The 19648-nt window shown below is 59.6% G+C and carries 15 protein-coding genes; 8 read left to right on the top strand and 7 right to left on the bottom strand.

Going from position 1 to position 19648, the window contains the following annotated elements:
- The first annotated feature begins 28 nt into the window (after nt 1–28).
- Nucleotides 29–880: a phosphate acyltransferase gene (locus MK208_RS11140; RefSeq protein WP_294116595.1), complete on the top strand. Its 852-nt coding sequence runs from the start codon at nt 29–31 to the stop codon at nt 878–880.
- A 14-nt stretch (nt 881–894) separates the two neighbouring features.
- Here MK208_RS11140 and pta read toward each other — a convergent pair whose 3' ends face one another.
- From pta to MK208_RS11115, 5 genes are all read right to left on the bottom strand, one after another.
- The gene (gene pta, locus MK208_RS11135) at nt 895–1938 is read right to left on the bottom strand and encodes a phosphate acetyltransferase (protein ID WP_294116594.1); all 1044 of its coding nucleotides are present in this window, start codon (nt 1936–1938) and stop codon (nt 895–897) included.
- Between the two features lie 4 nt (nt 1939–1942).
- Nucleotides 1943–3724, bottom strand: a complete 1782-nt coding sequence (gene xsc / locus MK208_RS11130; RefSeq protein ID WP_294116592.1) for a sulfoacetaldehyde acetyltransferase — start codon at nt 3722–3724, stop codon at nt 1943–1945.
- A gap of 114 nt (nt 3725–3838) precedes the next feature.
- Nucleotides 3839–5299: a PLP-dependent aminotransferase family protein gene (locus tag MK208_RS11125; protein WP_294116591.1), complete on the bottom strand. Its 1461-nt coding sequence runs from the start codon at nt 5297–5299 to the stop codon at nt 3839–3841.
- A gap of 45 nt (nt 5300–5344) precedes the next feature.
- Nucleotides 5345–5929: a GNAT family protein gene (locus MK208_RS11120; protein WP_294116753.1), complete on the bottom strand. Its 585-nt coding sequence runs from the start codon at nt 5927–5929 to the stop codon at nt 5345–5347.
- A gap of 97 nt (nt 5930–6026) precedes the next feature.
- Nucleotides 6027–7427 (bottom strand): aminotransferase class III-fold pyridoxal phosphate-dependent enzyme, encoded by a 1401-nt coding sequence (locus MK208_RS11115; RefSeq protein WP_294116590.1) that lies wholly within the window; start codon nt 7425–7427, stop codon nt 6027–6029.
- 404 nt (nt 7428–7831) lie between these two features.
- Between MK208_RS11115 and MK208_RS11110 the strand changes: the two genes are divergently transcribed.
- The 4 genes from MK208_RS11110 to MK208_RS11095 all read left to right on the top strand — a co-directional run bounded on the left by MK208_RS11110 (nt 7832) and on the right by MK208_RS11095 (nt 12762).
- Nucleotides 7832–8830, top strand: coding sequence for an ABC transporter substrate-binding protein (locus MK208_RS11110; protein ID WP_294116589.1), 999 nt, complete (start codon nt 7832–7834; stop codon nt 8828–8830).
- A gap of 123 nt (nt 8831–8953) precedes the next feature.
- Nucleotides 8954–9760 carry an ABC transporter ATP-binding protein gene (locus tag MK208_RS11105; RefSeq protein WP_294116588.1) on the top strand — a complete coding sequence of 269 codons (807 nt, stop codon included), beginning with the start codon at nt 8954–8956 and terminating at the stop codon, nt 9758–9760.
- Nucleotides 9761–9827: 67 nt separating this feature from the next.
- Nucleotides 9828–11099: an ABC transporter permease gene (locus MK208_RS11100; RefSeq protein WP_294116752.1), complete on the top strand. Its 1272-nt coding sequence runs from the start codon at nt 9828–9830 to the stop codon at nt 11097–11099.
- Nucleotides 11100–11430: 331 nt separating this feature from the next.
- A complete protein-coding gene (locus MK208_RS11095; RefSeq protein ID WP_294116586.1) occupies nt 11431–12762 on the top strand; it encodes a DEAD/DEAH box helicase in 1332 nt (443 codons plus the stop codon).
- 54 nt (nt 12763–12816) lie between these two features.
- Here MK208_RS11095 and MK208_RS11090 read toward each other — a convergent pair whose 3' ends face one another.
- On the bottom strand, nt 12817–14244 hold the full coding sequence (locus tag MK208_RS11090) for an aldehyde dehydrogenase family protein (RefSeq protein ID WP_294116585.1): 1428 nt from the start codon (nt 14242–14244) through the stop codon (nt 12817–12819).
- A 259-nt stretch (nt 14245–14503) separates the two neighbouring features.
- Between MK208_RS11090 and MK208_RS11085 the strand changes: the two genes are divergently transcribed.
- The 3 genes from MK208_RS11085 to MK208_RS11075 all read left to right on the top strand — a co-directional run bounded on the left by MK208_RS11085 (nt 14504) and on the right by MK208_RS11075 (nt 17224).
- Complete coding sequence (locus MK208_RS11085) at nt 14504–15157, top strand: peroxiredoxin (protein ID WP_168590690.1); 654 nt, start codon at nt 14504–14506, stop codon at nt 15155–15157.
- A 181-nt stretch (nt 15158–15338) separates the two neighbouring features.
- Nucleotides 15339–15638, top strand: a complete 300-nt coding sequence (locus tag MK208_RS11080) for a hypothetical protein (RefSeq protein ID WP_294116584.1) — start codon at nt 15339–15341, stop codon at nt 15636–15638.
- Nucleotides 15635–17224: a methyl-accepting chemotaxis protein gene (locus tag MK208_RS11075; RefSeq protein ID WP_294116583.1), complete on the top strand. Its 1590-nt coding sequence runs from the start codon at nt 15635–15637 to the stop codon at nt 17222–17224. The genes MK208_RS11080 and MK208_RS11075 overlap by 4 nt, the downstream gene beginning before the upstream one ends.
- Before the next feature lie 73 nt (nt 17225–17297).
- Here the strand turns inward: MK208_RS11075 and MK208_RS11070 are convergent, their stop codons facing one another.
- Nucleotides 17298–19643, bottom strand: a complete 2346-nt coding sequence (locus MK208_RS11070) for an aldehyde dehydrogenase family protein (RefSeq protein WP_294116582.1) — start codon at nt 19641–19643, stop codon at nt 17298–17300.
- Between the last annotated feature and the right edge of the window lie 5 nt (nt 19644–19648).

The raw sequence follows: 19648 nt of genomic DNA, 5'->3' as shown, positions 1-19648 counted from the left end.
GGCTCCTGTTGCGTATGCGGAGGTATACATGAAGTTTATGGATGCGCTGTCGGCCAAGGTGGCGGCGAAAAACGCGCGGGTGGTGTTCCCCGAACACAAAGAGCCGCGCACAGCCGAAGCCATGCGGGCGCTGGATCGGGATGGTCTGTGTCGGCCTATGACGCTTGGTGACAACACCGACCGCTACGTACAGGCGCTGATCGAGACGCGCGGTATGAAAGAGCGGATCGCCCGACGTCTTGTGGAGAAGCCGCTCTATCGGGCGGCGGCCATGGTTGCGGCCGGTGAGGCCGACGCGATGACTGCGGGTGCTGAAGCGCCAACGCGGCGTGTGATCGAAGCGGCCTCCATGTCGATTGGCTTGGCCGATGGGGTGAGCGTGCCGTCGAGTTTTTTCTTGATGAATTTCCCGGATGGCCGGTCGTTGGTCTTTGCCGACTGCGGTTTGACGGTGGACCCTGATGCCGAAGGATTGGCGGCGATTGCCACAGCCTCGGCGCGCAGCGGAGAAGCCTTGCTGGGTGAGGCGCGGGTGGCGTTGTTGTCGTTTTCCACCGGCACCAGCGGAGCGGGTGCCAGTGTTGACAAAGTGCGCGAGGCGGCCGAGTTGAGCGGTTTCACGGGGCCGGTGCAAGGTGACGCCGCGCTGATCCCCGACGTGGCCGCGCGTAAGGGCGCGGGGACCGGCGACGCAAATGTGCTGGTGTTCCCGAATCTGGATGCGGGCAATATCGCTTACAAATTGGCGGTTGCATTGGGAGGCGCGCAAGCCTTGGGGCCAATCCTGCAAGGGTTCAAAAAGCCGGTGTGCGACCTTAGCCGTGGGGCAAGCGCGCAGGATATTGTGGCCGCGACCGTTGTGACGCTGGCGCTGGATTGATGTAGGCGCGGGGGTCATGCGGCCCCCTCCGGCGCCTTTTGGGTCTGATCCAATGCATCAGATTGGGCGACGGTGACGGCAACCATGTGCAAAATATCCTCAGCGGAACATCCTCGGGACAAGTCATTGGCAGGTTTGGCCAGGCCTTGCAGCACCGGGCCAATGGCGGTTGCCCCACCAACGCGCTGGGCGATTTTGTAGCCTAGGTTGCCGGCATTCAGGCTGGGGAAGACAAAGACGTTGGCTGCGCCGCCAAGCGCAGATTTCTCGGCTTTTGACGCGGCGACCTCAGGCACAAAGGCGGCGTCGAACTGAAGCTCTCCGTCGATAATGAGATCAGGATCGGCGACTTTGGCCAGATGCGTGGCCGCCACAACCTTGGACACTTTGGGATGATCTGCGCTACCTGCCGTTGAGAAAGACAACATGGCGACGCGTGGCGTCTCGCCGGTGAGTGCCCGGTAAGACGCCGCCGAGGCACGAGCAATTTCGGCCATTTCATTTGCGTCAGGGTCCACAACAAGACCACAATCCGCAAAGATATGCGCGCCTTTTACGGTGTGGTGCTCCTTGCAGTAGAGCATAAAAAAGAACGAGGAGACCATCGCCGCATCCGGCGCTTTGCCGATGATTTGTAGGGCAGTGCGGACTGTGTCGGACGTGGTTTCGGCGGCGCCGCCGACGGTGCCGTGGGCGCGGCCGGTTTGCACCAGAAGGGCCGCATAGGTCAGTCTGTGACGGACTTGTGCGGAGGCTATTTCCGGTGTCATGCCTTTGTGGGCGCGCAAAGACACCAACGTTTCGCGGAATTCGTCAATCAGTGGGGAGGTGTTGGGGTCGTGGATCTCGATGTCGCCGGCAACTTCCTCAGGGGTCGTGCCGCAACTGGCGAGATTGTCTTCGATCTTTTGAGGGTCCCCCACCAGCAGCACGCGGGCCACTTTTTCTTTGCGGATCATGAGCGCAGCCTCAGCTACGCGGGGATCATCGCCCTCAGAAAGGGCGATGATTTTGTCAGAGCCGCTGGCGGCACCAAGTATCTGGCGGAGCGGCTTCAAGGGGTCAGCTTCCGGTCTGTTTGACCATGTCAGCCGCGTCGATACCGGCCACGGAAACAGGCTTTTTCATCGCGTCGCGGCGGAAGGGTTCACCCAGTTCCTGGTTGATCATGGCTTCGATCAGCGTTGTCTTGCCGTGGTTCATCTGATCGTCGATGGCTTTGTTCAACGCGGCGGTCAGCTCGTCCATGGTGCGGGCCACAACACCTTGCAAGCCACAGGCTTGCGCGATGCCAGCATAGGACACTTGGGTGTCCAGTTCGGTGCCCACAAAGTTGTCGTCAAACCACAGGGTGGAGTTCCGTTTTTCAGCGCCCCACTGGTAGTTGCGGAAGACGATTTGGGTCACTGCAGGCCATTCGCCGCGGCCGATGGCGGTCAGCTCGTTGACCGCGATGCCAAAGGCGCCGTCACCGGCAAAGCCGCAGACCGGCACATCCGGCTGGCCGATTTTGGCGCCCACGATGGCAGGCAGGCCGTAGCCGCAGGGGCCAAACAGGCCGGGGGCGAGGTATTTGCGGCCTTCCTCAAAGGAGGGGTAGGCGTTGCCGATGGCGCAGTTGTTGCCGATGTCGGAGCTGATGATGGCTTCGCGCGGCAGAGCGGATTGGATCGCGCGCCAGGCCATGCGTGGGGACATCCAGTCTGGTTTGTCGGCGCGGGCGCGCTCGTTCCAGGTTGTGCCCGGATCGTCATCTTCGTGGTCCATCGAGGACAGTTGCTGTGCCCAGGCGGATTTGGTTTTGGAAATGCGCGCTTTGCGCTCTTCGCGGCCTGCATCGCCTGCGGTGTCGGAGAGTTGCTCCAGAATGCCATTGGCCACTTTGGCGGCGTCGCCAACGATGCCCACTTCGACTTTCTTGGTCAGGCCGATGCGGTTGGGGTTGATGTCGACCTGAATGATTTTTGCGTCTGCTGGCCAATACTCCATGCCGTAGCCGGGCAGGGTGGAGAATGGGTTCAGGCGGGTGCCAAGGGCCAGAACAACGTCAGCCTCTTTGATGAGTTCCATGCCCGCTTTGGAGCCGTTGTAGCCCAGTGGGCCTGCAAACAGTGGGTGGTTGCCGGGGAAGGCGTCGTTGTGCTGATAGCCCACGCACACAGGCGCATCGAGGCGTTCGGCCAGCGCGATGGACGCTGGGATGCCACCTTCAGACAGGACCGTGCCGGCACCGTTGAGGATCACCGGGTTCTTAGCTTCAGACAGCAGTTTGGCCGCGTCTGCCACAGAAGACGTGCCGCCGGAGGAAGCCTCAAATTCGATGGGATCGGGCAGGTCGATGTCGATCACCTGAGTCCACATGTCCCGTGGGATGTTGAGCTGTGCCGGGCCACAGAGGCGCTTGGCTTGGGCAATCACACGGGTGAGGACTTCCGCAACACGGGACGGGTCGCGGACCTCTTCCTGATAGGCCACCATGTCTTTGAACAGCGCCATCTGCTCAACTTCCTGAAAACCACCCTGACCGATGGTCTTATTGGCGGCCTGTGGGGTCACCAGCAGCAGCGGCGTGTGGTTCCAGTAGGCGGTTTTCACGGCGGTCACGAAGTTGGTGATGCCGGGGCCGTTTTGCGCGATCATCATCGACATTTTGCCGGTGGCGCGGGTGTAGCCGTCGCTCATCATGCCAGCGGAGCCTTCGTGGGCGCAGTCCCAGAACATGATGCCCGCTTTGGGGAAGAGATCTGAGATTGGCATCATGGCGGAGCCAATGATTCCAAAGGCATGCTCGATGCCGTGGCGCTGAAGCACTTTCACAAAGGCTTCTTCGGTGGTCATTTTCATGAGGCAAACTCCATGCTGCGCCCGACTCTTTCGGTGGGCGTTCCTTTTGCATGGAAAGTACGAACTGCGGCAATTTGGCGTTAGGGCCAGATGGGGTGCCCGGATGTGTCCAGATCAGCCAGAGCCAAGCGCGCGGGCGATCCGGGCCACGCCCTCGGGGATGCGTTCGGAGGGAATGGAGGAATAGCCGAGGCGGTAGAAGTTCTTTGGTGGGGTTTCGCCGGTGAAAAACGAATGACCTGGTTCGATGAGGACACCTTCGGATTTGAGGATTTCTGCCAAGATTTCAGTGTCGACGTCGGGGTTGGCCTGCATCCAAAAAGATGAGCCGCCAAAGGCGCCTTTGCCCGCAACGGTCAGGCCTGATTGATCAATGGCGTCCTGCATGACGGCGCGGCGGGCTTTGAGGGCCTCGCGGATGCGGCGGATGAGGGCATCGTAGTGGCCAAGGGATAGGAAATACGCGGCAGTGCGTTGGATGTGGCCGGGAGGATGACGAATGACGGAGGCACGCAGGGCGCGGGCTTCTCGGATGAAGGCTTCGGAGCCGACCAGATATCCAAGACGCAGGCCAGGAAACAGCGACTTGGAGAAGCTTCCCACATAAATCACACGGCCTTCGGTATCGAGTGATTTCAAGGCCGGGGAGGGGGCGTCAAGGAAGGACATTTCAAATTCGTAGTCATCTTCGACCACCAGCGCGTCGATGTCGCGGGCACGCTCCAGCAAGGCGTGGCGGCGGGCCATCGGCATGGTGGCGGTGGTTGGGCATTGATGGCTGGGGGTGGTGAAAATCACGTCCGCTTCAGAGGGGATCAGGTCGGGGTTGAGGCCGTCGCGGTCTACGTTGATGGCGTCCACATGGCAGCGCGATTGGTTCAGAATGTCGCGCAGGGCGTGGTAGCAGGGGTTTTCGATTGCGGCCATGCGGCGCTGGGTCAGCAGCACCTGCGCAGCAATCCAGAGCGCGTTTTGGGCACCCAAGGTGATCAGGATTTCTTCAGGGCGGGCGATGATGCCACGACGGGGTAGCGTGTTGCGGGCGATGAATTCGACCAACTCGGGGTCGTCCTGATCATAGTAATCCGAAGTGAGCGCGGTGAAGTCTTTTTGGCCCAAAGCCTGCAAAGCACAGAGCCGCCAGTTGGCGTGATCAAAAAGACTGGGATCGGTTTGTCCGTAAACAAAAGGGTAGCGGTAGTTGGCCCAGTCTTTGGGTTTGTCCGGAGTGTCACCGCCGGTGAAGCGACGCCCCAAAGCGCGGGTCCAATCGATGCGGTCTTCGCGTGGTTTAGGTGGATCAAAAGATGGGGGAACCGGGGCGTTTTCGCTGACGTAGTAGCCGGATCGGCCACGTGAAGTCAGGTAGTCGTTGGCCAGAAGCTCGGTGTAGGCGAGGGTGACAGTGATGCGTGACACGCCGAGGTGGGTGGCGAGTTTGCGCGAGGACGGGAGTTTTTCGCCGCGACGGAAGCGGCCGGACAGGATGCCCTCTGCGATCAATTGCTGGATTTGCGCCTGAAGTGTGCCCTGAAAGCCGGGCGCGAGGAAGAAGGTTTCGACAGATATGGCCATGGGCGGGAGGCTATACTGGACTTATCGCGCTGGCAAACTGGACTTTCACGCTTGTGCCATGCGTGCCAGCTTGTGCTTAAGATTTGCGCGCACGGCGGGCCATTCGTGTTGGCAGATCGAATAGACCGCGGTGTCGCGCAATGTGTCGTTGGCCATGATCATGTGATTGCGCAGAACGCCATCGAATTTCGCGCCAAGACGTTCGATCGCGCGGCGTGATTGTTGGTTTAGAAAATGGGTGCGGAATTCTACGGCAATGCAGTCCAATTCTTCAAAGGCGTGACGCAGCATCAGCAGTTTGCATTCGGTGTTCATTGGGCTGCGTTGGACCGCCGCGCGATACCATATGGACCCGATTTCCACCCGCCGGTTGGCTGCGTCGGCGTTCATAAAGGTGGTCATGCCAACGGCTTTGCCTGTTGGGTCGAGGATGGCAAAAGGCGTTATGCCTGAGGTCGCATTCCGCGCGTCGATGTTGGCCGGCACCTCTTCGGGTGTTGGCACCATGGTGTACCACAGGGAGGAAAGATCCCCGTCTGCGGAGGCTTCGGCCAAATCACTCGCGTGGTCCTGTGACAGAGGCGCCAATGACACATGGGTGCCGGTCAATGTGATGGGGGCAGGCCACATGGGTTTTCCTTTCACAGACACAAGCGCCACCTGCCCCGAGGGGCAAGCGGCGCGGGGTGACGGGGGAGGACGCCGTCACCGGACGTTGCAGTTCTGTTTAGCCAAACACTTTGGTCAGGGCGTTATCGACAGCCGTGGTGATGGCGTCGATGTCGTCTGCCGTGGCGATCAGGGCCGGGGAGAAGGCAATCACGTTGTTGCGGCCCGGCACGGAGCGGTTGGCTGCACCGATGATCACGCCTTGCGCGCCACAGTCGGCGACCACGGCGGCGATGTCGGCTTCGTCCACAGGCGCCTTGGTCTCGCGATCTTTCACAAGCTCACAGCCAAGGAACAGGCCTTTGCCGCGCACGTCGCCAATGACTTCGTGTCTCTCCATCAGAGCCTGCAGGTTGGCCATCATGCGCTCGCCCATGGCGGTGCAGTTTTCCAGCAGGCCTTCTTCTTCGATGATCGCCATGTTTTCCAGCGCGGCCGCAGGGCCAGCGGTACATCCGCCGAAGGTGGAGATGTCCCGGAAGTGGTCCAGCTTGTCGGACGCGTCGGATTTAAACAGGTCAAAGACCTCTTCGGTGGTGACCATGCAGGCGATGGCGGCATAACCGGAGGCCACGCCTTTGGCCATGGTCACGAAGTCCGGCTTGATGCCGTAGTGCTGATAGCCAAACCAATGAGTGCCGGTGCGGCCAATGCCACAGACCACTTCGTCGATGTGCAGCAGGATGTCATACTGTTTGCAGATTTCCTGCACCCGTTCCCAATAGCCTTCGGGTGGGGTGATGACGCCGCCACCTGCGGTCACAGGCTCAAGGCAGAGTGCGCCCACGGTGTCCGGGCCTTCCTTAAGGATGACCTCTTCGATCAGGTTGGCCGCAGCGATGCCGAACTCGCGCCCGGAGAGATGGCCGAGGCCAAGTTCGTCTTTGCGGTACTCCATACAGTGCGGCACGCGCACAAAACCCGGTGCAAAGGGGCCGTATTGCATGTTGCGTTCATCCTGACCGCCCGCGGACATCGCCGCCAATGTGGAGCCGTGGTAGTCGCGGTCGCGATAAAGGATTTTGTGTTTCTTGCCGCCGTATTTCTTATGCGCAATCTGACGGATCATCTTGAAGGCCTTCTCATTGGCCTCTGATCCGGAGTTGGTGAAATAGACTCGGCTCATGCCGGGCATTTTGTCGATCAGTTTCTCCGCATAAAGCGCGCCGGGTACGTTGCCCGCGGCATTGGCGAAGTAGCACATTTTCATCAGGTTGGCGTGCACGGCGTTTGCAATGCGCTCACGGCCGTAGCCGACGTTTACGGTCCAGACCGCGCCAGACACAGCGTCGATATACTCTTTGCCGTTCTGATCCCACACGCGCATGCCTTTGCCTTCGATGATGATACGAGGGTCGTTTGTTTCGAACGGCTTGTGCTGCACCAGATGATGCCAGACGTGGGCTTTGTCAGCGTTCACGACATGGCTAAGGTCGTTGTCTTTCAATGTGCCATCCATGGCGCGAGTCTCCCTGATTGAGAATCTACTTTAGATTGTTTTTCGGGCGCAAACTCCGCCCGCTACGTGGATTTCGGTGACATCCTCGCGACTTTTTCAAGCAGGTTTATAGGGCCAAAAAATTTGGCTCTGTAAGGCCAGTATTCCGACGGGCTGCGTCCAAAAATCCGTGAAGAGGGCTTCAAATCCCTATTTTATAACGTTTTCAACCAAGTGGTCAAATTTAATTGGCGGGGCCAAGACACGGGTTCGTGACGTTGAATTGCTGAAAAAAACATTGATCGGTGCCCGAATTTCCGCTCCCCTCAAGGAGGACGCGCATTGCCGGTGATCAAAAAAGAGGCTCAAGGCCCGACGAACCCGGCTCGAATTTCGCGCCAGAATCGACAACGGGAGAAATGATTATGAGCTTGAAAACGACGCTGATGGGTGCGGCGGCCTCCACCGCTATGTTGCTGGGTGCGCAGGCAGCGATGGCCGACGAGATCACCGTGGCCTACTTCCTGGAGTGGCCGATGCCGTTCCAATACGCCAAGCAGACCGGCATGTATGAAGAAGCCATGGGCACCAAGATCAACTGGGTCAGCTTTGACACCGGCACCGCGATGAGCGCGGCGATGGCCTCTGGCGACGTGCAGATTTCTGTGAGCCAAGGTGTGCCACCGTTTGTGGTTGCAGCCTCTGCAGGTCAGGACATCCAGATCGTGGATGTGGCGGTGAGCTACTCTGACAACGACAACTGTGTGGTGGCCTCTGGTCTTGAGATTGACAAGGACAGCGCCGCTGAACTGGCCGGCAAGAAGGTGGCTGTGCCGCTGGGCACCGCGGCGCACTATGGTTTCCTCAGCCAGATGAACCACTTCGGTGTGGATGTGGCGTCTATGGAAGTGGTCGACATGGCACCAGCGGAAGGCGCTGCGGCACTGGCGCAAGGATCGCTGGACATGGCCTGTGGTTGGGGTGGCGCGCTGCGTCGCATGAAAGAGCATGGCAACGTGCTGTTGACCGGTGCGGAGAAAGAAGAGCTGGGCATTCTGGTGTTTGACGCCACTACCGCGCCTGCGTCCTACATTGCCGAAGAAGGCGAGATGCTGGCGAAGTTCCTGGCGGTGACCGCCGAAGCCAACGCAATGTGGGCGGATGAAGCCAACCACGCCAAGATGCTGCCGGTGATCGCGAAAGACGCGGGTATGGATGAGCAGTCCACCGCAGATACGCTGGCGACCTTCAAGTTCCCAACCGTGGACGATCAGTTGGGCGGTGCCTGGCTGGGCGGTACGGCGCAGGACTTCATGAAAGGTGTGGCGGGCGTGTTTGTGGGCGCAGGCTCCATTCCAAGCGCGCTGGACAGCTATGACGGCGCGGTCAACACCGGACCGCTGGAAGCTGCCAAAGGCATGTAAGCGCATGTAAGGACAAGGCCCGCACCTTTGGATGTGGGCCTTGTTTTCAATGATTTCCCAATGAGAACAGGCGGGACAACCGCCGTGCGTCGCGGGGGCGATGCCCAACGTCAGATAGGGACCATGACCGGATTATCCATACAAAATTTGTCCATGCGTTTTGACCTGCCCAACGGCAGTCATGTGCAAGCGCTAAAGGACGTGAGCCTTGATCTAAAACAGGGCGAGTTGCTGAGTGTGCTGGGGCCTTCGGGCTGTGGCAAAACCACCTTGTTGAATATTGTGGCCGGGTTTCTGGCGCCGACAGAAGGCCAGATTATGCTGAACGGGCATCAAGTGCTTGGGCCGGATGCCGAGCGTGGCATGGTGTTTCAAAAGGGCGCCTTGTTTGAGTGGATGAGCGTACGGGACAACGTGCGTTTTGGACCGGATATGAAGGGCATGCCGAAGTCTGAGAGCGCAGAGATCGTTGACCATTTGCTCGACGTGGTGGGGCTGCAGGATTTCAAGGAAAAAATGGTCTATGAGCTGTCCGGCGGAATGCAGCAGCGTGTGGCATTGGCCCGCTGCCTTGCAAATGATCCGGATGTGATCCTGATGGACGAACCGCTGGGGGCGCTCGACGCGCTGACGCGGGAGAAGATGCAAAGCCTGGTGCTCAAGCTGTGGAAAGAGACTGGCAAAACAATCATTTTGATCACCCACTCGGTGGATGAAGCGCTGTTGTTGGGGGAGCGCCTGTTGGTGATGGCACCGCGGCCGGGGCGGATTCACAAAGAATATCGCCTGCCTTTTGCGGACATGGGCGTGGGCGCAGATTTGCGGGAGGTGAAGGAGCATCCGGATTATGCCGCAACCCGCGAAGAGATCCTCAACATGATCTGGAACATGGAAGAAGAGATCATGGGCCGCACCGAGGAGAGCGCATAACATGGGACAGATTTTTTCAGACCTCGGTGGTGAACTGATCACACTTCTTATTTCTGTGGTCAGCGCTCTGCCGTATTTGATTTTGTATGTTGGCCTGATCCTCTTGGCTTATGCCTTGTATACTCAGGTCAAACGTCGCTTGACGCCTGTTCGGGACTATACATCGCTTAAGACGGTGACCTTCGGGGATGAGAGCGCCGTGATCTCCAACAAAGCGGCCTCGGTGATATCAATTGTGCTGATCTTTGTGATTTGGGGCGCGTTCACCGGATCTTCCTTGTTGCCGAAATTCCTACACGCACCGGGACCGTTTGTGGGGGAGGCGACCTTTACCTACACGGTGGAAGCTGAAGGCGGTCAGACGGCGGACGCCACCGTCAGTGTGCTGGTGCATGAAGCTGGCGAAAAGCCGGACGCACCTGTTGTTGCGGAGAATGACGGGATTGCCAAAGATGATTCCCTTGTGGTGCAGGCTTACCGGTCAAAACTGCTGCGCTGGGATGCCAACGATGAGGTAACCCGCAAAGACGGGGCGAAGATCGTCGCGGTGGATGGCCAGCCAATTGATCGTGAGACCGATGTCGAACTTGGTTTTGGGCGCGTGGCGCTGACCGACAAAGGCACGTTGAACTTTGAGCCGGCCAAAGGTTGGCAGATGGAGAACATCTGGCTGCCTGCGCCGGAAAGCGTATGGAAGCGTCTGATTTCGGTGAGCCAGGACGGATACCAAAACGTCACCCTGGCGGAGCATCTGAGCTATTCCCTGTTCCGGGTGATCGTGGGCTTTGCACTGGGCGCGGCAGTGGGTATTCCGTTGGGCTACGCCATGGGGCTGTCCAACTGGTTCCGAGGCTGGTTTGATCCGATTGTGGAATTCATGCGGCCGGTGCCGCCTTTGGCCTTGATCCCGCTGGTGATCATCTGGGCCGGGATTGGCGAGCAGGGCAAAATCATCCTGCTGTTCCTTGCCGCGCTGTGGATCATGGCGATTGGCGCGCGCTCCGGTGTGTCGGGGGTGAATATCACCAAGGTGCATGCGGCTTACTCGCTGGGGGCCAATAAGCGTCAGATCCTGCGTCACGTGATCATTCCAAACTCCCTGCCGGAGATATTTACGGCGGCGCGGGTGGCGATGGGCGTTTGCTGGGGCACGGTTGTGGCCGCAGAGCTTGTGGCGGCGGAAAAAGGTGTGGGTAAGATGATTGTGGCGGCGTCCAAGTTTCAGGACACGGATATCGTTTTGATGGGCATTATCCTCATCGGGATCATCGGATTTGGCATCGATATGCTGATGCGCTGGGGAGAGAAATACCTCGTGCCGTGGAAAGGCAAGGCCTGACGCTCTTAGGTGGCTTGAGATAAAAAAAAGAGGGGCTGGCGCGGGACGCTGGCCCTTTTTGTCTATTGGCCAACAGTTGACTTTGTGTCGCGAGGCTTTATGTGGAGCAGGTCGCTGCGCAGCCGCGTGAGCAGGCCGCGCCGGGTTTAAAAGAACCGTCCGGGCGCATCAGCGACGCTTTCGTTCCCATCACGCAGGGTTCTGACTGGCAGACCGGGCCGCGCGGAATGTGCTTCGCGGTGGCGGTGCTGTCGAACCCGATCGCGGCTCCTGTGTGGGCCGTTGACGCCATGCCATGCGCTGTCACGCGTGTGGTTTGAAAGGACATTTTGTGTCGACGTTCGAAGACCTGGGCCTGTCGCCCACACTTTTGAAAGGCCTCAAGGCGGCTGGTTTTGATGCGCCTACGCCAATCCAGCAGAAGGCCATTCCACTGGCCTTGCAGGGCCATGACATTCTGGGGCTGGCGCAGACCGGCACCGGCAAGTCGCTGGCCTTTGGCCTGCCGATGATGGACCGCCTGTTGGCGACCCCGGGCAAGCCGATGCCGAAATCGGTAAAGGCGCTGGTGCTGGCGCCGACGCGGGAATTGGTGAACCAGATCGCCGACAACCTGCGCCCGATGGTGCAAGGCACACCGATGAAGGTGATGACTGTGGTGGGTGGGCAGTCCATCAACCGCCAGATTGCCATGCTGAAACGCGGCACGGATATTCTGGTGGCAACGCCGGGCCGGTTGATTGACCTGCTGGATCGCAAGGAAATCGACCTGTCGACCGTGGGCTATCTGGTGCTGGATGAAGCGGACCAGATGCTGGACATGGGGTTCATTCACTCCTTACGCAAAATTGCGCCGCATCTGGGCAGGCCGCGCCAAACCATGCTGTTTTCGGCCACCATGCCCAAGCAGATGGAAGAGCTGAGCCAGAGCTATCTGGCCAAGCCCAAGCGGGTGGAATGTGCGCCTCCCGGCAAGACCGCCGATAAGATTGCCCAGTCGATGGAATACCACGAGAAGGGTGAGAAGCGGAAACGGCTGCGGGAAATCCTGTCCGAAAACATGGGTGAGAGCACGCTGATTTTCTCGCGCACCAAACACGGTGCGGAGCGGATGATGAAGCAGTTGGTCGCCGAGGGCTTCAATGCGGCGTCGATCCACGGCAACAAAAGCCAGGGGCAGCGGGATCGTGCGATCAAGGCGTTCCGCGAAGGCGAGGTCACCATTCTGGTGGCCACCGATGTGGCGGCGCGTGGGATCGACATTCCGGTGATTTCGCTGGTGATCAATTTTGATCTGCCCAACGTGGCCGAGGCCTATGTGCACCGGATTGGCCGCACCGCGCGCGCCGGTCGCGAAGGGCGGGCGATTTCCTTCTGTGCGCTGGATGAACGGGATTACCTGAAGGACATCGAGAAGCTGATTGGTCGTCAGTTTGACCGGCCTACTGATGAGCTTCGTGAGATGAAGAAAGAATACGGCGCGGGGCCACGGTCTGGTGGAGAGGGCCGCAAGCGTGGCGGCGGCAAGCCAGGTGGCGGCGGCAAGTCAGGCCGGGGAAAACCCGGAGGTGGCAAGCCAAACAGCGCGGCCAACGGCAATGACAAGCCGGGAGGCGGTCGTCCTCGGCGGCGGCGCAACCGCTCGCGCAAGCCGGCAGCGTAACAAAAGAGGCCGCAGCGGGATGCTGCGGCCTTTTCTTTTGTGTCAACGTGCGGCTCAGCCCATGGGCACGCCGGAGATCGCCTTGGTTTCGCAGAACTCTTCCAATCCCCAAGAGCCGCCTTCGCGGCCGTTGCCGGATTGACCGTAGCCGCCAAAGGGCGAGCCGTTGATGCGGGACACGCCGTTGGTTTCCACCATGCCAGAGCGGACCTGACGCGCCACGCGCAGACGTTTGTCGTCATCTTGCGTTTGGATGTAGTTGGTCAGGCCGTAGACGGTGTCGTTGGCCATCTGCACAGCCTGCTCTTCGGTTTCAAACGGAGAGATCGCCAGCACCGGGCCGAAGATTTCTTCGCGGTAGATGGTCATATCCGGCGTCACGTCGGCGAATACGGTTGGGCGCACGAAGTAGCCTTTGTTCATGCCTTCCGGACGGCCGAGGCCGCCTGCGACCAGCGTGGCGCCTTCTTTGATGCCGGTCTCGATCAGGCCCTGGATTTTGTTGAACTGCAACTCTGAGACCACCGGGCCGATATGGCGACCGGACTCCGTGGTGGCACCAACTTGGGTCGCTTCGGCTGCAGCTTTGGCTTGCTCTACGGCGTCGGCGTAGCGGCTGCTTTCGACCATCATGCGGGTAGGGGCGTTACAAGATTGGCCGGAGTTCTGCATGCAGTGGATCACGCCGCGTTTGACGGCTTTTTCGTCTGCATCTGCAAAGATGATGTTGGCACCCTTGCCGCCAAGCTCAAGGCTGACGCGCTTAAGCGTATCGGCGGCGGCTTTGGAGATGGCGATGCCCGCACGGGTGGAGCCGGTGAAGGACACCATGTCCACGTCTGGATGCGCGGACAGTTGCGAGCCGACACCCACACCGTCGCCGTTGACCATATTGAAGACACCCGCCGGGAAGCCAGCTTCGTGCATCATCTCGGTGAAGACGATGGAGGACAGGGGCGCGATCTCAGACGGTTTGAGCACCATGGTGCAGCCGACCAGCAGCGCCGGAATGGCTTTCAAGAACACCTGGTTCATGGGCCAGTTCCATGGGGTGATCATGGCGCAGACGCCAATTGGCTCTTTGCGCATGCGATCGGCCCCCATGGCGTATTCGAACTCGAAGTTTTCCAGAGCTTCGAGGAAGCCATCGAGATGCCAGACGCCAGCGCCCCATTGGTTGTTCTTGGCCAGATCGGTGGGCGCGCCCATTTCCAGGCGCATGGCTTCGGCCATATCATCACGGCGGGCCATATAGATGTCGCGCAACTTTTTGACCAGCGCCACGCGCTCCTCCAAAGGCGTGTCCGCCCAGGCGGGGAAAGCAGCGCGTGCGGCAGCCACGGCAGCGTCGGTGTCCGCCTGATCGCCGAGTGAAATCACGGCGCAGGTATCCTCGGTAGCGGGGTCAATGACAGGCAGGTCATTGGCGGCAACAGGGTCGACCCATTGGCCGTTGATGTAGAATTGGCGTTTCTCGATCATGGTGTTCACTCCCTCTCGATCTTGGCGTCACTCTGCGCGGCAAAACGGGGGGGCCGCAAGTGGGCGCGACGCGCGGTCACGAGCAATTTGATCAAATTATTTCTTCCGGTAAAGGGGTGGCGTTCAAAAAAGACGGATGTAGTCTGCGCAAAGTCGCTTTGCGACAGAGAACCGTTTTTACATATCGCCCCACCCGCGAGAATTGTCTCGCCTCAAGCTGGCAGGGCGGAGTGTGCGACCCAAAGAGAGGGAGATACCCATGGGCCTGCGAATCAATGATGTTGTGCCAAATTTCACCGCCGAGACGGATCAGGGCACGATCACTTTTCACGACTGGATCGGCGACAGCTGGGCCATCCTGTTTTCCCATCCAAAAGACTTTACGCCGGTCTGCACCACCGAGTTTGGCGCGGTCGCGCAGCTTGCCGATGAGTGGCAGAAGCGCGGCACCAAGGTGATAGGGGTCTCCGTGGACGGAGTGGAAGACCACAAAGGCTGGAAGAAAGACATCGAGTCCTATGCGGGCACTGGCGCGGGCTTCCCGATCATTGCCGATGACGGTCTGGCTGTGTCCAAAGCTTTCGATATGCTGCCAGCCGAGGCGTATCTGCCAGATGGCCGCACTCCAGCGGACAGCGCCACCGTGCGCTCGGTGTTCATCATCGGCCCGGACAAGCAGCTGAAGCTGTCGATGACCTATCCGATGAATGTGGGCCGGAACTTTGCCGAGGTGCTGCGCGCGCTGGATGGTCTGCAGACAGCGGCCAAAGAGAACGTCGCGACGCCTGCGAACTGGACCCCAGGTGGCGATGTGGTGATCCCGGTTGCGGTGAGCGATGAGGATGCGAAGGCGAAGTACGGTGAGTTCACAACCCATTTCCCATACCTGCGCACCACCAAGTTGCCAGGCTAAGTACCTGTCCCAATAATCGGAATGGACATTTTGAAAGCGCGCTGGGTTTCCCAGCGCGTTTTCTTTTGGCCTGTGCGGGGCAATCTGACGTGGGGTAATTTCGCCGCGCAAACTAATTGCCCTTCCGAAATTAAGCGGCTGGAAACTGTTTTGTCCGAAGAAGGGCAGGATGACCCAACGCATGCAATATCTTCCGGCGATTCTCGCTGTTGTCTTTTGCCTGACCGTGACCCCGGTTCTGGCAATTGTCAGCGCCCCTGTGAAATCAGGGGGGCCGGTTTTGATTGTCGCGCGGCCGGGCACAGATCTGACAGAACTCGTGGAGACATCCGGCGGACATGTCGTGGGCGTGACACAAGCCCCGCTCGCTGTGATGGGGGCGTCAGAAAGCGAAGACTTTGAACAGAGACTGAAACGGAATGGAGCCTGGGCCATTCTGGACGGCGAAGCGCTGGCCTGGCTGTGTGGTGATACGATATGACAGAAGATCTCAAATTGACGCAAGCCCGTCAGACGGGTGTGAAAGTTTTGGCCATCGTGGCGGCGGTTCTTGGCGCTGCGGCGGCAACAATTGCATTTATGCGAGGCGGCCAAGTTGTGATGATCGGCGCCTCCGCAGGCGCCTTTGCCGCATTGGCGTTTTATGCCTATCGGTTGGGCGGCAATCTTGCGGCGCGTGTGAGCGTGACTGTGGCCGTAATTGGTCAGATTGCTTTGATCCTTGCGTCTATGACGGGACACGCATGGCAACTTGACGTGCATATGGTGTTCTTTGCCGCGCTGGCGATGCTGACCCTGATGACTTGTCCGACAGCTTTGCTGGTAGGAGCGGGCGTGACGGCTGTGCACCATCTGGCGTTGACGTTTTTCTGGCCGGCGATGGTGTATCCGTCGGTGGATTTGATGGAAAACATTGGCCGCACAGTGTTGCACGCTGTTGTTGTGATTGCGGAAACTGGCATTTTGCTGACTTCTGTCATGACGACACTGCGTCAGATGAATGAGCGCAACAAAGAGCAAGCAGTGCTGTCGGAGACAATGGACGCGCTGAAGGTTGAGAAGGCGGGCATTGAAGCGCGTGAGAAGGCGCAGGCGGATGTTGTGGAAACACTGCACGAGCGTCTGACACGGATTGCCGGTGGCAATTTGGATGCTTCGATCAATCATTCCTTTGACAAAAGCTATGAGGCGTTACGCAAGAGCTTCAACGACGCGGTCAAGTCTTTGAGTGGCATCGTGACCTCCGTGACATCCGTGTCGAGCCAGATCGAAGTGGACAGCCGCGAGTTGTCTGAGGTGTCCAACAGCGTGGCGCACAGCACCGAGAAACAAGCAGGTGCCTTGCAAGGCGTGACCGATGCGGTGGAGCAGATTGCCGATGCGATGAACGGGGCGGTTGAGAAGGCCAAGTCCACGCAAGAGCGGTTTGACAACACCCGCAACATGACCAGCAACGGGGCCGAAGTGGTACGTCAGGCCGTGAGCACGATGGATGAGATCGAAGCCTCCTCGGCGCAAATTGACCATGTGGTGACGCTGATCGAAGACATTGCGTTCCAGACCAACCTGTTGGCACTCAACGCCGGGGTCGAAGCGGCACGGGCCGGGGAAGCGGGCGCAGGTTTTGCGATTGTGGCCTCTGAGGTGCGCGAGTTGGCGCATCGCTCGGCAGAGGCGGCGCAGAACATCAACACACTGATTTCGGAAAGCAACGGCCATGTGACCAACGGCGTCGCGCTGGTGCGTCAGGTGGGGGATGCGCTGGAGGCGATCTTGGGTGACGTGAACCAAGTGTCTGGCAATGTGGCGGAAATCTCGGATGTGTCCAGTGAACAGGCACAATCGGTTGAGAAAATCCGCGGCAGCATGCAGACCATTGGCAGCGAGACGCAGGCCAATGCGGCACGGGCGGAAGAGGCCTCTGCGGCGACTTCCAGCCTGGACATGGCGGTGGATCGTCTTGTCGATGCGCTGGCCGGGTTCCGTGTGGCTGCGGTTGCGCCGCAGACCGGTGATGTCGAGATGTTTGACAACGATGGCGATGACGAGGCTTGGGCCGCCGCCTGATCTGGTTAGGTATCGAAAAAAGTAAAGCGCCGGTGGGGACCCACCGGCGCTTTTTTGTTGGTGTGGGCTAGGCTTATTCGCCGTAAGGCACCCAAATGTTTTTGACTTCGGTCGCGGCTTGCAGGAAGTCACGGCCTTCGCCTTCGGCGCCCATCCAGTCTCGCGACAGGCCGTTGTTGACCCAAGTGCGCTTGAGGTTGCCCGCGCTGGCGCGTTCGATCTCCGCAGACACATCCGAGGAGGAGAACGACCAGACCGCATCCACATCGAGGTGACCTGCGAGTGGTCCAGCCAGTTCGGCGTGGGATCCGGTCAGGATGTTGACAACCCCACCCGGCACGTCGGAGGTTTCGAGCACCTGATAGAAGTCTGTCGCCGCCAACGGGTAGGCTTCCGAGGCGACCAAAATGGCGCGGTTACCCATCGCAATGGCGGGCGCCATGGCGGAGATCAGGCCGAGAAGCGGCGCGTCATCCGCACAGAGCGCGCCGATCACGCCCACGGGCTCTTTCATCGCCAAGGCCACGCCGCGGATCGGCACGCCATGCGCCTGACCATCGTATTTGTCGGCCCATGCGGCGTAGGTGAAAAGGCGGCGGATCGAGGTTTCGACCTCTGCAGCGCCGGTCTTTCCGCCGGTCAAGAGGTTCACGCGTGTGGCAAACTCGTCTTTGCGGGCGGAGAGATTTTCCGCGATGTAGTAGAGAATTTGCGCGCGCAGGTGGCCTGTGGTGCCGGACCAGCCTTTGGCGGCATGAGCGGCCTCAACCGCGTTACGCACATCCTTGCGGTTGGCAATCGGCGCTTGGCCCAGTAGGGCGCCGGACTTGCCGTAGATGTTCTGGCTGTAGCCGCCATCCGGGCGGGCCTGTTTGCCCCCCACATAGAGTTTGGGGGTGCGGTCCAGCGGGTCGGTTGGGCCTTTGTCGCCGGTAAAGGCTTCGACAGGCTTGAGCGCCTTGGGGGCACCTTTGGGCTTGGAGTAGGCCGCCAAACCTTCCCAGCCGCCTTCACGTCCGTAGCCGCTTTCACGCACACCACCAAAGCCGGCAGCCGCGTCAAACAGGTTGGTGGCATTGATCCAGACCACACCGGCGACCAGTTTCGGCGCAATGTCTAGTGCGAGGTTCACGTTCTCCGTCCAGAGCGTGGCCGCGAGACCGTAACGCGTGTTGTTGGCCAGCTGCACGGCCTCAGACGGGGTGCGGAAAGTGGTGGAGACCAGCACAGGGCCGAAGATCTCTTCCTGCATCAGCTTGGAAGACGGCGCGAGGCCGGTGATCAGGGTTGGCGGGTAAAAGCAGCCCTCGGCAGGCATCTCGATGGGGGCGTGGTAGGTTTCGCCGTCGGTGTTATTCTCGACCATCTCGGTGATGGTGTTGAGCTGCACCGGATCGACCACAGCTCCCACGTCGATGCATTTGTCCAGTGGATTGCCAATGCGCAGACCATCCATGCGGGCCTTGAGTTTGCGGTAGAAGGTTTCGGCAATGCCTTCTTGCACCAGGAGGCGGGAGCCGGCGCAGCAGACCTGGCCCTGATTGAACCAGATGGCGTCTACCAAACCTTCAATCGCGGAGTCAATGTCGGCATCTTCAAAGACGATATAAGGCGACTTGCCTCCAAGCTCCAAAGTTAGCGATTTGCCGGAGCCTGCGGTGGCTTCGCGAATGCGCTTGCCCACTTCGGTGGAGCCGGTGAAGGCGACCTTGTTGATGTCTTCATGCGCGGTGATCATTTCGCCCACTGTGCCGTCGCCGGTGACGATGTTGACCACACCCGCTGGCAGGCCTGCTTGCTGACAGATGTCGGCAAAAGCCATGGCGGTGAGAGAGGTGTATTCGGCAGGTTTCAGCACAACCGTGTTGCCCATCGCCAAAGCAGGCGCGACTTTCCACGCCAGCATCAACAGCGGAAAGTTCCATGGGATGATCTGGCCACAGACTCCGAGCGCTTGCGCGTTGGGTAGTTCCGCTTCCATGAGTTGCGCCATGCCTGCGTGATAGTAGAAATGGCGCTGCACCAGTGGGATGTCGATATCACGGCTTTCGCGGATCGGCTTGCCGTTGTCCAGAGTTTCCAGAACCGCGAAGAGGCGGCTGTGCTTTTGCAGCAGGCGGGCAATGGCGTAGAGATATTTGGCACGGCCATGACCGCCCAAGCCTTCCCATTTGGCTTGGGCTTTGCGCGCAGCTTTGACGGCGGCATTGACCTCGTCCTGAGATGCCTGCGTCAGGTCGGCGAGAGTCTCGCCGTTGGCGGGGTTCTTGGACTGGAAGTCCTTGCGTGGTGTGGTCCAGTCACCGTCGATGAAGTGGCCAAAGGCCGCGCCTTGATCGACAATCCAGGCCAGCGCATCAGCTGCGCTTTCGGGGGCGGGGCCGTAATCCATGGTTTCGAAGATCTCTTTAACGGTCATGTGTC

Source organism: Shimia sp., from assembly GCF_022448905.1.
In the GTDB taxonomy this organism is placed as follows: Bacteria; Pseudomonadota; Alphaproteobacteria; order Rhodobacterales; family Rhodobacteraceae; genus Shimia.
The sequence above is the reverse complement of the archived record's forward strand: the minus strand, read 5'-3'. Positions and strand labels throughout refer to the sequence as shown.